The sequence below is a fragment of the Bordetella tumbae genome, assembly GCF_965139195.1.
In the GTDB taxonomy this organism is placed as follows: Bacteria; Pseudomonadota; Gammaproteobacteria; order Burkholderiales; family Burkholderiaceae_B; genus Bordetella_A; species Bordetella_A tumbae.
Genome location: NZ_CBCSJH010000007.1, coordinates 1 through 15,114 on the forward strand (window position 1 = coordinate 1; position 15,114 = coordinate 15,114).

General features: G+C 60.6%; 9 protein-coding genes. 5 read left to right on the plus strand and 4 right to left on the minus strand.

The window, feature by feature from the left end; translation table 11 throughout:
- Positions 1–870: 870 nt before the first annotated feature.
- Complete coding sequence (locus ACNA0J_RS10240) at positions 871–2,037, minus strand: mandelate racemase/muconate lactonizing enzyme family protein (protein WP_415818759.1); 1,167 nt, start codon at positions 2,035–2,037, stop codon at positions 871–873.
- A gap of 167 nt (positions 2,038–2,204) precedes the next feature.
- On the opposite strand from ACNA0J_RS10240, the gene ACNA0J_RS10245 reads away from it, so the two are divergent.
- Together ACNA0J_RS10245 and ACNA0J_RS10250 are read left to right on the plus strand one after the other, a co-directional pair.
- Positions 2,205–3,113, plus strand: coding sequence for a LysR substrate-binding domain-containing protein (locus ACNA0J_RS10245; protein WP_415818760.1), 909 nt, complete (start codon positions 2,205–2,207; stop codon positions 3,111–3,113).
- A gap of 245 nt (positions 3,114–3,358) precedes the next feature.
- Positions 3,359–5,242 (plus strand): ABC transporter ATP-binding protein/permease, encoded by a 1,884-nt coding sequence (locus ACNA0J_RS10250; protein WP_415818761.1) that lies wholly within the window; start codon positions 3,359–3,361, stop codon positions 5,240–5,242.
- On the opposite strand, the gene ACNA0J_RS10255 is transcribed toward ACNA0J_RS10250, so the two are convergent.
- The 3 genes from ACNA0J_RS10255 to ACNA0J_RS10265 form a co-directional block, all read right to left on the minus strand.
- Positions 5,170–5,937 carry a phytanoyl-CoA dioxygenase family protein gene (locus ACNA0J_RS10255; RefSeq protein WP_415818762.1) on the minus strand — a complete coding sequence of 256 codons (768 nt, stop codon included), beginning with the start codon at positions 5,935–5,937 and terminating at the stop codon, positions 5,170–5,172. The genes ACNA0J_RS10250 and ACNA0J_RS10255 overlap by 73 nt on opposite strands.
- Before the next feature lie 134 nt (positions 5,938–6,071).
- Positions 6,072–7,193: an AI-2E family transporter gene (locus ACNA0J_RS10260; RefSeq protein WP_415818763.1), complete on the minus strand. Its 1,122-nt coding sequence runs from the start codon at positions 7,191–7,193 to the stop codon at positions 6,072–6,074.
- A 175-nt stretch (positions 7,194–7,368) separates the two neighbouring features.
- Entirely contained in the window at positions 7,369–8,382 is a 1,014-nt protein-coding gene (locus ACNA0J_RS10265; RefSeq protein ID WP_415818764.1) for a LysR family transcriptional regulator, read from the minus strand.
- Between the two features lie 248 nt (positions 8,383–8,630).
- Between ACNA0J_RS10265 and ACNA0J_RS10270 the strand changes: the two genes are divergently transcribed.
- The 3 genes from ACNA0J_RS10270 to ACNA0J_RS10280 all read left to right on the plus strand — a co-directional run bounded on the left by ACNA0J_RS10270 (position 8,631) and on the right by ACNA0J_RS10280 (position 14,972).
- Positions 8,631–9,950 (plus strand): efflux RND transporter periplasmic adaptor subunit, encoded by a 1,320-nt coding sequence (locus ACNA0J_RS10270; protein WP_415818765.1) that lies wholly within the window; start codon positions 8,631–8,633, stop codon positions 9,948–9,950.
- A gap of 142 nt (positions 9,951–10,092) precedes the next feature.
- Positions 10,093–13,290, plus strand: a complete 3,198-nt coding sequence (locus ACNA0J_RS10275; protein WP_415818766.1) for an efflux RND transporter permease subunit — start codon at positions 10,093–10,095, stop codon at positions 13,288–13,290.
- Between the two features lie 233 nt (positions 13,291–13,523).
- Positions 13,524–14,972 (plus strand): efflux transporter outer membrane subunit, encoded by a 1,449-nt coding sequence (locus tag ACNA0J_RS10280; RefSeq protein WP_415818945.1) that lies wholly within the window; start codon positions 13,524–13,526, stop codon positions 14,970–14,972.
- The last annotated feature ends 142 nt before the right edge of the window (positions 14,973–15,114 follow it).

Below are 15,114 nucleotides of genomic sequence, written 5' to 3' on the forward strand. Positions count from 1 at the left end.
GGGGGCTTCACGGGGCGGGNCCGGCGCCCTGCGCGCCGGACACCGTGTTCGCTCGCTTCGTCCGGCCCCTNCGGGCCTNCCTTCAGCGTCCGCTCCACTCGGCCACGAGGCGCCCCCACGCGGCCACTGCCCCGCATCGACTCGCACTGTCTCTAATTTCCCGCATCGCCGGCACGAACTTCTTGCTTGGCATTTTTCTGCATCAGCCGGGGTAGAGAGAAGGATCTTGCAGGGCTGGGGGGTGCCCTGCACCCCCGAAAATCGCNTTCGGGATCGGCATGCACAGGCTGTGGCACCGTTGCATGACAAAAGATCTCTCGAGTCACATTGACGTAATGCCACCCATGGCACTCGTTGTAGCGCCATCATGGTGAGCGCAAATCATGTCCGCGGCGATGAACTCTGATCCAGAGCACAGGCATGCTATGGATACCCCGCCAAAAAAAAGTGCCCTACGCATCATCGCCGCATGCATCAAACGCAGCCAAGCAGATCCTCCAACCAGGCACCACGCCACCCCTACCGCATGCCCGGACCGATCGCTTGAGGGGGACGCGCTGGGCGTCCGCCGAAAGCAGCACCGCAAGATCTTTCTCTCTACCAATGCGGCTGCGAAAAAACGCCAAGCAAAAAGATCGTGCCAGCGATGCAGAGAATTCTAATTGCTGCCAGTCGAGCCGAGGCAATCGGCCCGGCCGGGCGCCTCAAAGTCGAGTGGAGCGGACGCTGAAGGTAGGCCCGTAGGGGCCGGACGAAGCGAGCGAACACGNTGTCCGGCGCCCGCGCGCCGGACCGACTTTGTGAAGCCCGGCCGGGCCGATTGCCTCGGCTCGACGACCAAAAGAACTCCCTCCTTCGCACAATACACCTTTACTCCGCCAACGCCTTCATCTCCGCATACAAATCCGCCTTCCCCTCAAACCCAATCCCCGGCAATTCCGGCAACGTCACGATACTATCCTTGACCTGCACCCCATCCGGAAACCCCCCATAGGGTTGGAACAAATCCGGATAAGACTCATTGCCCCCCAGTCCAAGCCCCGCCGCGATAGCAAGCGACATTTGATGACCACCGTGGGGAATGCAACGCGAAGCCGACCAGCCGTTTTCTTTCAGCATATCCAACGTGCGCAGATACTCCACCAGCCCGTAGCTCAAGGCGCAGTCGAATTGCAGCCAATCACGGTCTGGGCGCATGCCACCATAGCGGATGAGGTTGCGCGCGTCCTGCATGGAGAACAGGTTTTCGCCTGTGGCCATCGGCCCTGCATAATGATTCGCCAGCTCAGCCTGTAATGCATAGTCCAGCGGATCGCCAGCCTCTTCGTACCAGAACAGATCGTATTGAGACAGCGCCTTGGCATATTCCACCGCCGTCTTTAAATCGAATCGACCGTTGGCATCCACCGCCAGACGCTGACCTGGTCCCAGCAGTTTCAATACCGCCTCGATTCGCTCGCAATCCTCGGCCAATGATGCCCCGCCGATTTTCTTTTTCACCACGGAATAACCGCGATCCAGATAGCTTTGCATTTCGCGGCGCAGCCCGTCCAAACCCTGCCCCGGCCAGTAATAGCCTCCGGCCGCGTAAACGAAGACGTCGCGATTCGGCGTGCCATTGCCATAGCGCTCGGCCAGTAGTTGATAGAGGGGCTTGCCTTCGATTTTGGCGACAGCATCCCAGACTGCCATATCGATGGTGCCCACCGCCACCGAACGCTCGCCGTGACCGCCAGGTTTCTCGTTGGTCATCAACGTGGCCCAGATTTTGTGGGCATCCAGATTGTCGCGCTCATCGTCGAGCAGACTGGCTGGGTCGGCTTGCAATACGCGTGGCGCGAAACGCTCGCGGATCAGGCCGCCTTGGCCATAGCGTCCGTTGGAATTGAATCCATAACCAATCACCGGCTTGCCATCCCGAATAACATCGGTCACGACCGCAACCAGGCTGAGCGTCATCTTCGAAAAATCGATGTAGGCGTTGCGAATATTGGATTTAATCGGACGAGTCGATTCACGGATGTCGACGATCTTCATGAGCTGGTCTCCGGTCATTGATGAGATATGGTTCGCGCCGATGTCCCGGCGATCGATGCGGCGTATTATCGAGGTCGTGCGGCGAGCTTGCCCAATGCTGTTTTTTTCTGTTTTCATGCTTTGTCGGCATAGCTTTTGATAGCCCGCTGCATCCTTGGAGCACCCCCATGAATCTGTCCTGGCTGGAAGACTTCCTCGCATTGGCTGCCAGTGGTAATTTTTCACGCGCAGCCGAAGACCGCCACATGACGCAGCCGGCATTCAGCCGGCGGATCCGTGCGCTCGAGCAATGGTTGGGCGTGGAGCTGTTTGATCGCAGCACGCACCCAGTCACGTTGACCGAGACAGGAGCCTGGTTCCGCACGACCGCGCAGGAAATCCTGGGGCGTGTCGCGCGCGTGCCTGACGAGGCTCGTGCCGTAGCCTCGGCGGGCTCAGCCACCTTGCGCTTTGCCGCCACGCATGCGCTTTCGCTGACGTTCTTGCCGCAATGGCTGCGAGGGCTGGAGTCGCGCACATCCATCGGGCCCATTCAATTGGTGTCCGACATGCTGCAGCAATGCGAAGCCTGGATGCAGCAAGGCCGGGTACAGTTTCTGATATGCCACACGCATGCGCAGGCACCCAGCCGCCTGGATACCCCTGACTATCGATCGCTGAAAATCGGTACTGATACGTTGATCCCGGTGTGTGCGCCCGATCGTGCCGGCCGTCCGCGCCATGCCTTGTCCACCCATGCGCGCAAGGCCATTCCCATGTTGGCCTACAACACCGAATCCGGCCTCGGCCGCCTGATCCGCGCCTTGCTGGGCCCCGCGCTGCAACGCGCCCGGGTAGAACCCGTTTTCACGGCCCACCTGGCTGCCGTGCTGAAAAACATGGCGCTCGATGGACGAGGGGTGACATGGCTGCCACAAAGCCTGATCGCAACTGATCTGCAAGAGGGCCGGCTGGTCGAGGCGGGAAATGCGGACTGGCAGGTCATTGCCGATATCTGCCTGTTCCGCCCCAACAGCACACTCACCCCTGCCGCCGAAGCGTTCTGGCTCGCTGCGCAAACTGCACACCGCGCGTGAGGCCGCCTCGCCGTTCAACTGGCGTTCAGGGAACTATTCAACAATATCCCCTCTAAATTTCCATGAGTGGCGGTATAGGGCTAATCCGACACCGCACGCTCGCAACAGGACACATCGCGAAAAGAAACCGATGCTGCGCCTTTGGCTTGCCGCCCCCACGCTGCACCCTCGGCTTGCTGCCAAACGCGTTGTTTTTGCGACGGCCCTGCGACAAAAAAGAACTCACGGCAAGGCAGGCGTTTCTCATGGATCTGGATTGGCATCAGCAGCTGGGCAGCAGTCTGCTTTGGCTGACATACAGCTTTCTCATCGCAGGCAGCGTCTCGGCCATTTCGATTTTTATTTTGGCGCGCACCACGACCTGGGGTCGGCAGTTCTGGCGCCTGACTTGGCCATATCTCGATCCGAGACGCAGTTATAAACCACTGTTCAGCCTGGCATTGCAGCTGTTTCTAGCATTAGCCGCGGTACGCATGACCGTGTTGTTTTCGTACTGGTACCAAGGGTTTTACAACGCCCTCCAGGCACTCAATGCCAAAGCATTCTGGCTCATGCTGGGCATATTCGGCGTCCTGGCCACGGTACACGTCGCACGGGCGTTGATCGATTATTACGTGGGCCAGGCGTTTGAGATTCACTGGCGCGTCTGGCTCAACGAGCGCCTGACACAAGACTGGCTGGCGGGCAGCGCCTATTATCGCGGCCAATTCCTCGATCAGCCCGTCGACAACCCCGACCAACGCATCGAACTGGACATCGCGGCATTCATCAGCGGATCGCGCAGTCTGGCATTCGGTGCGATCAGCGCCATCGTGTCGCTGGTCGCATTCACCCAGATTCTCTGGAATCTATCCGGGCCCTGGTCCGTGGGCAGCATCGAGATCCCCCGCGCCATGGTCATGCTGGTCTACCTGTATGTCATCGTGGCCACGCTGCTGGCATTCAAGATCGGACATCCCCTGATCCGTTTGAATTTCCTGGCCGAACGCCTCACCGCAAACTTTCGCTATGCCCTCGTACGGCTGCGCGAAAACGCAGAGAACATCGCTTTTTATCAAGGTGCCGCCGTTGAACAGCAAACCCTGGGCGCGCGCTTTGCCGCCTATATCAGCAATCAATGGGCGCTGATCCGCCGCACTTTGAAATTCAGTGGCTTGAATCTCGCCGTCAGCCAGATCGCCGTAGTGTTTCCGTTCATTTTGCAAGCGCCTCGTTTTTTCAGTGGTGCCATCAAGCTCGGCGATGTCATGCAAACCTCGCAAGCCTTCGGCCAGGTTCAGGATTCGCTATCGTTCTTTCGCACGTCGTACGACACGTTTGCGCAGTACCGCGCCACGCTCAGCCGGCTGGATGGATTTCAAGAGGCCAACCAACACGCCCGCGCATTGCCGCATGTGCAAACCCAACCGCTAGCCGATGCGCTGCACATCGAAAACATGAGCGTCTATCGCCCGGACGATCGTGATCACCCTTTGCTGCGTGACTTGCATCTGCGGCTATCACCCGGCGAAGCCCTGCTGATCAAAGGTCCATCCGGCAGCGGCAAGACCACCCTATTACGCGCGCTCGCCGGCCTGTGGCCTCATGCAGAGGGCCAGGTACAGCGCCCCACACAAGCCCAGGCGCTGTTCCTGTCGCAACGCCCCTATCTGCCGCTCGGCGATCTACGTACGGCATTGGCCTATCCCGCCACCGCCACTGCGGCCGACGATACACGCCTCGTCGTAGCATTGAGACACACGCAACTCGCACATCTGATCACGGCACTGGACCAGACCAACGATTGGTCGCGCGTGCTCTCACTCGGCGAACAACAACGATTGGCCTTTGCACGCGTCTTGTTCAATCAACCCGCCATCGTTTTTCTGGACGAAGCGACCTCTGCCACCGATGAGGGGCTGGAACATACGCTCTATACGCTGCTGCGCTCCGAGCTGCCCGGCAGCATGCTCGTGAGCGTCGGACATCGCAGCACGCTAGATGTATTTCACAGCCAGGTCCTGCGATTGGATGGCCACGGGGGCTGGCGATTATTTGCAGCAGATCGCGCCGGCATTCACGTCGCCAGTGGCACCCCTGGCACCGACGCCGACCGAGTTCCGGGCAACGGTGCCGTGGTCTGCGGATAATAGGTGTGCACCAAGGACAGTTTCACCTGATCACTGCTGTTTTGCCGCGCCGCGTGCAAGGTACGGCAATGAAAAAACACGACGTCGCCGGGCTGCAGTTCCGGACAGACGGCACGCGCGATCCAGTTTTGATTTTCCGGCAGGTCCGAGCGAAAGAATTTCTGCTCGTCGAACTGTGATGCTGAAAACGAGGCTGCATGCGATCCAGGCAGAAAGAACAGCCCGCCGTTGTCGGCCGTCTCCTGCCCTAAGGCGAGCCACGTCGACACCAGGTCGTCGTCCGAAAACGACCAATAGCGGATGTCTTGATGCCAGCCCGTCAGGCTGCCATAGGCGGGATGCTTGGTCATCACGCAATTGTGATGCACCTTGGACAGCACGGGCGTGTCGGCAAAATAGGTATGCAGCCACTCGGCTACTGCGGGCGACGTAGCCCAGGCTTGAAACAAAGGTCCCCGGTCATACGCATTGAGCAGCCGGCGCGCCGTCGCGCCGCCCTGCGCCTGGCGCGAGGACGGAGCACCAGGATACTGCACATCGGCCTCGTATTCCAGAGGCTCGATCGCCTCGGTCAATTGACGCTGCGCCTCGGCTCGTATGGCTTTTACCGTATCCGGTGACGCCAGTTGGCGAGCCACGACAAATCCTTGATCGCGCAAAGTGGCGACTTGCTCCGCCACGGATGATGCAGACATTTTTTCCTCTACAGAAACGCCGGGCCGTCCCAAGTTTCTTGCCTCTGGTCAGAGGCGGGCTGAGCGCAGCCCGGTCTTGGGGGCGCCCAGTAATACCGACGTAACTACGTCGATATAAATGTCATCATATCGCTTTACGCACGCTCGTCGCGCTGAAGCTCTGGATCAATGTGGTCATTATTCAACTGACCGCCCTCGCGCTCGCGCTGGACATTACGCACCCATTCGCGCCACACGGCGACCAGCAGTGCCATCAGCACCGGTCCGACGAAGAGGCCCACGATACCCATGGTTTTCACGCCGCCGATCAGCCCGAAGAACGTCGGCAGAAACGGTAATTTGACCGGCCCGCCCACGAGCCGCGGACGCAGGGTCTTGTCGACGATGAACAGCTCGACTGTGCCCCAGACAAACAAGGCAATGCCCGCCACCAGATGCCCCGAGCCCACCAGATACAAGGACACGAGAGTAAATGACAACGGCGCGCCACCGGGAATCAAGGCCATAAAGCCCGTCACAACGCCCAACAGCACAGGAGACGGTACACCGGCAACCCAATACGCCAACCCCAGCACGACGCCTTCGCCCACGGCGATCAGGCTCATCCCCGTCACGGTGGAACCGACGGTCGCCGGCACGACCCGGGAAAACCGCAGCCAACGCGAGGGCAAGATACGCTCGCCCAGGATATCCAACTGACCGATCATGCGATCGCCGTCCTTGTAAACAAAGAACAGGGTAATCAACATGAACACCACGTTGAGCAGCAGCTGAAACGCGTTGCCGGTGGCGGACAACACCATACGGTAGATGTTGCCCAGATGCTCGCCGCTGACCATTTCGACGAGGGTTCCTAACGCATGGGGCTCGCCCAGATAGGTCCGCCAATAATCGGACAGCCGGTCGCCAAAAATCGGCATCGACGAGATCCAGACGGGCACCGACACCCCGTGGCGGTTGGCCGCCAGTGCCCAGGCGATGAAATTACTGGCCTCCTGCACGGCATAGGACAGCGCCAGCGTCAACGGCACGATCAGCACCAGAATCACGCCTACCAGCGCCAGCGAGGCCGCCAGCATGGTGCGGCCGCCGCAGGCATCCACGATGCGCTGAAATAATGGCCATGTCGCCAAGCCGATGATCAGCGCCGCCAGGGCGGGCACCAAAAATCCACTCAAAAAATAGACGCCGGCCAGCAACACCAGCAAAAGTAGCCAGCGGGCAATCAAATACGCGGGAAGAACGGGCTGCTGCATAGAGTGGGCCAATGAGGCGTAAAGGCAACCGCCCAAATATACAGTACGCACACGTATGGCATGCCCTGCGCGTCCGCAGCGCCCGCCGTAACCTGAGCGGGGCCAGCACAACCCTCCCGGCCACCGGCCCCGCGCGCGCCGTACAGCCGCGCCCGTGGCCCCTGGCTCACCGTCGTTACATCACATACTCGGCCTCGGCCATTTCGCCGCGTCGGGGAGCCCGCAAGGCGGCCTCGGACAGCTCGGCACATTGGACGTCGTGGCAGCTCTCGGTGCCATCGCCGCCTCGCAGCAACGGACAGCGCGAGAACAGCTCCGCCACCCAGTCCGAGAATACCCGCACCTTCGGCGACAGTTGACGGCTTTGGGGGTAAAGCAAGGAAATCGGCAAGGGCCGGGGTTTCCACCGCGGCAGCACCTCGATCAGCTCGCCGGTCTGCACATGCGGCAGGGCGATGAAACGCGCCGTCTGAATCAGACCAACACCTTGCCTGGCCAACGTCATATGGGCGTTCCAGTCATTCACCGACACCGCACCCGGCATATCGATTTCGCGCACCTCGCCATCGACCACAAAATCCCAGGCGTAATCGCGGCCCGAGCGGTTGGCGAAATAATTCACCGCCTTGTGGTGCTTCAGATCGTCGAAAGAATGAGGCACGCCGTGGCGTTCCAGATAAGACGGCGCCGCGCAGGTCAAGAATTGAAACGAACCGATCCGGCGCGCCACCAGCGTGGAGTCCTCGAGTTCGCCCCCGCGGATCACGCAATCGACGGCCTCCTGGACGAGATCGACGCGGCGATCACTCATCCCCAAGACCAGTTCGATATCCGGATAACGCGTGTGAAACTCAGACAATGCCGGTAACAGGATCAACTGACCGACGCTGGCGGGCACATCGATGCGCAGCCGGCCTTGTGGCCGCACAGCGGCCTCATGAAAGCAGGCTTCGGTTTCCTCGACGTCGGCGAGGATGCGTTTACTGTGTTCGTAATAGGCCGCCCCGTCCGGGGTCAGACTGATGCGGCGCGTGGTGCGATTCAGCAATCGAACACCTAAATGGCGCTCCAGATTCTGAATGGTGGTGGTCACGGTCGTGCGAGGCAATCCCAGGGAATCAGCGGCCCGGGTAAAGCTATTGACCTCGACAACACGTGAGAAGACCTGCATGGCTTGAAAACGATCCATGGTCCTGTCCTGGTGGGTTGAGTAGTAGCAGTGTGCACAGCATACCGCGCTTTTTACTCTGATTGTTCGTTTTGCACAAACAGTGTTGACGAATCAGCTGTATTTATCCTGAATCGGAAAACATTCAGAATACACCTCATCTAAGTTGGCCGATAGCCTCTGACCCATTCGTACCGGGTCTGTGCCCAGCGGAATGCCTGCTCCCGCCGCTCTCGTCCCTCTCTCCCCATTAAGTTTAAGGAAACACCATGTCTGTTTCGCGTCCACGCATTGCCTTATTGGCGGTTTTCGTGGCCTTGCTGGCCGCGGGGGGTGGTTATTCCCTGTGGAACGACAAGTCCGGCACGGGAGCCGCCCAAGCCCAGAACGCACCGCCCGCCCCGTCAGTAGACGTGGCCCCGGCACTGGGTAAAACCATCATCGACTGGCAAGATTACTCCGGCCGGCTGGAAGCCATCGACCGGGTCGACATCCGGCCGCTCGTATCCGGCACACTGACTGCCGTGCATTTTAAAGACGGCAGCCTGGTCAACAAAGGCGATCCGCTCTTTACGATCGACCCGCGTCCCTATGCCGCCGAAGTGAACCGCGCCGCCGCTCAGCTCTCTGCCGCCCGCGCGAGAGTGGCCTTCACGGCATCCGAATTCGCACGCGGTAAACGGCTGCTGGCAGAAAACGCCATCGCCAAGCGGGATTTCGAATCCAAACGCAACGATGCCAACGAAGCAAGTGCCAACCTGCAGGCTGCCGAAGCCGCCCTGGATGCCGCGAAATTGAATCTGGGATATACCGAGATTGTCGCGCCCGTGGCGGGCCGGGTTTCCCGCGCGGAAATCACCGAGGGCAACGTCGTGGCCGCGGGTGCCAGCTCGGTGCCCCTGACGACGCTGGTATCGGTGTCGCAGATGTATGCATCCTTTGACGTCGACGAACAAGCCTATCTGAACTACGTGAGCCCGGCCCGCGTCACCGGCGCCTCGGTCCCGGTCCAGTTGGGCCTGGCCAACGAGGACGGCTATGCCCGCGAAGGCGTTGTGCAATCGGTGGACAACCGCATCAACACCACCTCGGGCACGATACGCGTCAGGGCCGTGTTCAACAACACGGATGGCCAACTCGTGCCGGGCATGTACGCCCGTATCCGCCTGGGCGGTACCGAGCCTCATCAAGCCGTGCTGATCGAAGAACGCGCCATCGGTACCGATCAGGACAAACGGTTTGTGCTCGTCGTAGACGACCAGGGCCGCACCGCATACCGGCAAGTCTCGTTAGGTGCGAGCCAGGGCAAACTGCGCGTGGTCACCAACGGTTTGCAACCGGGTGAACGCATCGTGGTCAATGGCCTGCAGCGCGTACGTCCCGGCGAGACCGTCGCGCCGAACCTCGTGTCGATGGATACGCCGCCGTCCAGCCCGCCGATCGCTACGACCGGCTCGGCAACGGCATCGACCGCAGAGCCGATAGCGGAGCCTGCCTCGGTGTCCGGGCCGGCTACGACACCGGCGTCGGCTGCAACACCGGCTCCCACTACGCCTGCCAAGCCCAAGACCACTGCCAGCCTGAACTGAAAAGCATTGTGCCCGCACCAGGAAATTCGCACCTGAATACATAAAAAAGGCTTTAGCCCACTTTCGCCGCCAGCACACGATGTTGTGTGCTGGCTAGACCCCGTGTTGCCTGAAGCCGCCATGCCCCTTGCAGGAAGCAAGCATGAATATCTCTAAATTCTTTATCGACCGGCCCATCTTCGCAGGTGTTCTATCGGTGCTCGTGTTGTTGGCGGGCCTGCTGGCCATGTTCCAGCTGCCTATCTCGGAATACCCCGAAGTCGTCCCCCCGTCAGTCGTGGTGCGCGCGCAATATCCAGGCGCCAACCCCGCCGTGATTGCCAACACAGTAGCCTCGCCGCTGGAAGAATCCATCAACGGCGTCGAAGACATGCTGTACATGCAGTCGCAAGCCAATAGCGATGGCAACCTGGCGGTGACGGTGTATTTCAAGCTGGGCGTGGATCCGGACAAGGCGCAGCAACTGGTGCAAAACCGTGTCTCGCAAGCCCTGCCTCGCCTGCCGCCGGATGTGCAGCGGCTGGGCGTCACCACCACCAAGAGTTCGCCGACGCTGACCCTGGTGGTGCATATGATTTCGCCCGACAACCGTTACGACAGCACCTACCTGCGCAACTACGCCATTCTGAACGTCAAGGATCGTCTGGCGCGGATCAGCGGTGTGGGCGAAGTCCAGATCTGGGGCTCGGGCAGCTACTCCATGCGCGTGTGGCTGGATCCGCAAAAGGTCGCACAACGTGATCTGACCGCGACCGACGTGGTCAACGCCATCCGCGAACAGAACGTACAAGTTGCTGCCGGTGTCATCGGCCAGTCCCCCACTGTGGGCGATGTGCCGATGCAATTCTCGGTCAATGCACAAGGCCGCCTGCAAAACGAAACTGAGTTCGGCAACATCATCCTGAAGTCATCACCCGATGGTGCCATCACGCGGCTGTCCGATGTCGCGCGTGTCGAACTGGGCGCTCAGGAATATGGATTGCGCGCGTTGCTGGACAACCAGTACGCCGTCGGGATGGGGATCATGCAATCGCCTGGCGCCAATGCGCTGGATGTCTCGGCGCAAGTACGCGAGACGATGAAGGAACTGTCGGCTGATTTCCCACCCTCGGTGGACTACCGCATCGAGTACGACCCCACACAGTTTGTGCGTGCCAGTATCAAGGCGGTGATCTCGACACTGCTGGAAGCCATCGCGCTGGTGGTGATCGTGGTGATCGTATTCTTGCAGACCTGGCGCGCGTCGCTGATTCCGCTATTGGCGGTGCCCGTCTCCATCATCGGGACCTTTTCCCTGCTGCTGGTGTTTGGCTACTCGATCAATGCCCTGTCATTATTTGGCATGGTGCTGGCCATCGGTATTGTGGTCGACGACGCCATCGTGGTGGTCGAAAACGTAGAGCGTAATATCGCCGCAGGTCTCACGCCACGAGAGGCGACTTATCGCGCCATGCGCGAAGTCAGCGGCCCCATCATCGCCATCGCGCTCACGCTGTGCGCGGTATTCGTACCGCTGGCCTTTATGACGGGGCTGACGGGTCAGTTCTACAAGCAATTCGCCATGACCATCGCCATCTCGACGGTGATCTCGGCCTTTAACTCGCTGACCCTGTCACCCGCACTCTCAGCCATCCTGCTGAAAGGGCATCACGACAAGCCCGACTGGCTCACGCGTGTCATGAACCGTCTGTTCGGACGATTCTTCAATGCGTTCAACCGATTCTTTTCACGCTCCTCGGATGCCTATGCCGTCGGCGTCACTGGCGTGATCCGCCGCAAAGCCGGTGCCATGGGCGTCTATGTGCTGCTGCTGGCGGCAACGGTGGGAATTTCACAGTTGGTCCCGGGTGGGTTCGTCCCGGCGCAAGACAAGCAGTACCTGATCGGTTTTACCCAACTGCCCAACGGCGCGTCGCTGGACCGTACCGACGACGTGATCCGCCGCATGACCGACATCGCCTTGAAAGAACCCGGCGTGGCAAGCGCCATCGCCTTTCCCGGCCTGTCGATCAACGGCTTTACCAATAGCTCCAGCGCCGGCATTGTGTTCGTGACGCTCAAGCCCTTTGAGGAACGCCATAGCGCAGACCTCTCGGGCGACGCCATCACCAACAACCTGAACGCCAAATTCGCTGCGATCAAAGACGCCTATATCGCCGTATTCCCGCCCCCGCCGGTGATGGGTCTGGGCACCATGGGCGGCTTCAAACTGCAGATCGAAGACCGCGCTGCTCTCGGCTACGCCGAGCTGGACAAAGCCACCCAGGCGTTCCTGGAAAAGGCGCGTCAAACGCCCGAGCTCGGCCCCACGTTCTCCAACTATCAGATCAACGTTCCGCAGTTGGACGTAGACCTCGATCGCGTCAAAGCCAAACAGTTGGGTGTCCCCGTCACCGATGTGTTCGATACGCTGCAGATCTATCTGGGGTCCATGTACGTCAACGACTTCAATCGTTTTGGCCGCGTATTCCAAGTACGAGCCCAGGCCGATGCACAGTTCCGTGCTCACCCGGATGACATCCTGCAATTGAAGACGCGCAGCGACACGGGCCAGATGATACCTCTGTCTGCAATGGTCAACGTGCACCAGACCTTTGGACCAGAGATGGTCGTGCGATACAACGGCTACACCGCTTCTGACATCAACGGCGGACCTGCACCCGGCTACTCGTCCAACCAGGCGCAAGACGCAGCCGAACGCATCGCGGCAGAGACCTTGCCACGCGGCATCAAGTTCGAATGGACCGACCTGACGTATCAACAGATCCTGGCGGGCAACGCTGGTGTCTGGGTGTTCCCCATCAGCGTGTTGCTGGTGTTCCTGGTGCTCGCTGCGTTGTACGAAAGCCTGACCCTGCCCCTGGCCGTCATCCTGATCGTCCCCATGAGCATCCTGGCCGCCCTGACAGGTGTCTGGCTGACCGGCGGCGACAACAACATCTTCACGCAGATCGGGTTGATGGTGCTGGTCGGCTTGTCCGCCAAGAACGCCATCTTGATCGTGGAGTTTGCACGCGAACTGGAGATGCAAGGCAGCACCCCGCTGCAGGCCGCGATCGAAGCCAGCCGCCTGCGCTTGCGCCCTATCCTGATGACGTCCATCGCCTTCATCATGGGCGTCGTGCCGTTGGTCATGTCCTCTGGCGCCGGCTCGGAAATGCGGCAAGCCATGGGTATCGCTGTGTTTTTCGGCATGCTGGGCGTGACCTTGTTCGGTCTGTTCCTGACCCCGGTGTTTTACGTCCTGCTGCGGACAATGAGCTCGCGCAAACTGCACTCGGCCTCGCATCACGAAGCCCCTGTGACGACGCACCCCGCGACCGATCACACGAGCCATTGAACATGACGGCACTCATGGATATCCGCTATTAAGAGAACACCTTCATGACACACTTATCGACACCGGCTTTCGCTGCAGAAAGCCTCATGACCCGGCCGCGAGTCGCAGCATCTCTGTCACAACAAAGTGATGCTCCTCGCTCCCAAACGACGCACGCTTTGCGGGCCGCAGCGCCCGCAGCAAAGGCTCGCGCAGCGCGCACCTTTCTGCCCAAAGTTTCCGGCCTGCTCGCCATGCTATTAGTGCTGGCTGGATGCGCGGTGGGACCTGACTATCAACGCCCTGACGTCACCACTCCCGCAGCCTACAAAGAGGCACCGACGCAGCAGCCCTTGCCGGCTCACGAAGCCGGCACCTGGCAGGCCGCTCAGCCCGCCGAGCAAACGCTGCGCGGCGAATGGTGGAAGCTGTTTGGTGACGACACGCTCAACGCCCTGGAACAGGAAGCCCAAAAATCCAACCAGGACCTGCAGGCCGCTGCCGCGCGTCTGAAACAGGCACGCGCCCTGCTGGGTGACGCCCGCTCGGAACTATTCCCCAGCGTGGACGTAGGCTTTGGCCCAACACGCCAACGTCCCTCGCCCGCATCGCAAGGCCTATCCGACAGCGCATCCACTGACGCCTCGACCTTATGGCGCGCCCAAGCCAACGTCGCCTACGAGGCCGACCTGTTCGGCCGTGTCGCCTCCACCGTAGATGCCGCCACCGCTGACGCACAACAAAGCGAAGCCCTCTATCGATCCGTACTGCTCGCTCTGCAAGCCGACGTCGCACAAGCCTATTTTCAAGTACGTGAACTAGACGCCGGACTGCGCCTGTATCGCCAGACCGTCACCTTGCGCGAAGAAACGCTGCAACTCATCCAGCGTCGTTACGATGCCGGCGACATCAGCGAACTGGATCTGGCCCGCGCACGCTCCGAGCTGGAATCCGCACGTGCAGAAACGCTCGGCTTCGAACGCCGCCGCACCACGGCCGAACACGCCTTGGCCGTCTTGTTAGGCAAAGCCCCGTCCGAATTCAGCCTGCCCGAACAACCGCTCACGCGCATCGCCGTCACCATTCCCGCCGGTCTGCCCTCGACCCTGCTGGAACGCCGTCCCGACATCGCCGCCGCAGAACGCGCCATGGCCGCCGCCAACTCCCGTATCGGCGCCGCTCAGGCAGCATTCTTCCCGAGGTTGAATATCACCGGCGGTGCAGGCTTTGAATCCGCAGAACTCGGCAACCTGTTCGAATGGTCAACGCGCACATTCATCCTGGGTCCGCTGGTTGGCGCCGCCCTGTCGCTGCCCATCTTCGACGGCGGCCGCCGCCAAGCTGGCCTGGACCGCGCACGCGCCGTCTACGAAGAAGACGTAGCCAACTATCGCCAAACCGTACTGACCGCATTCCGTGAAGTCGAAGACAACCTGGCCAACCTGCGCATCATGTCCGGCCAGATATCCGCCCAAGACGCCGCCCTGCAAGCCTCCGAACGCGCTGCCCGCATCTCGCACACGCAATACAACGAAGGCTCGATCAGCTACCTCGACGTCATCGAAGCTGATCGCACAGTGCTAGCCCAGCAACGCGTATCAGTGCAACTAGACGGCGAACGCGCACGATCAGCAGTCAACCTGGTACGCGCCCTAGGCGGCGGCTGGGACACCCCATTACCCCCAGAGCTCGCAGCCCGATGACCTGCCGTCCCATGCCACGAGGCCCAAGCACACAATTCGTCCCAGCAATGCAGCGAACTTGATTCATCGCGAGTCGAGGAGGGGCAGTGGCCGTGTGNGGGCGCCTCGTGGTCGAGCGAGGGAAACCGAAGGAGCGCAGCGA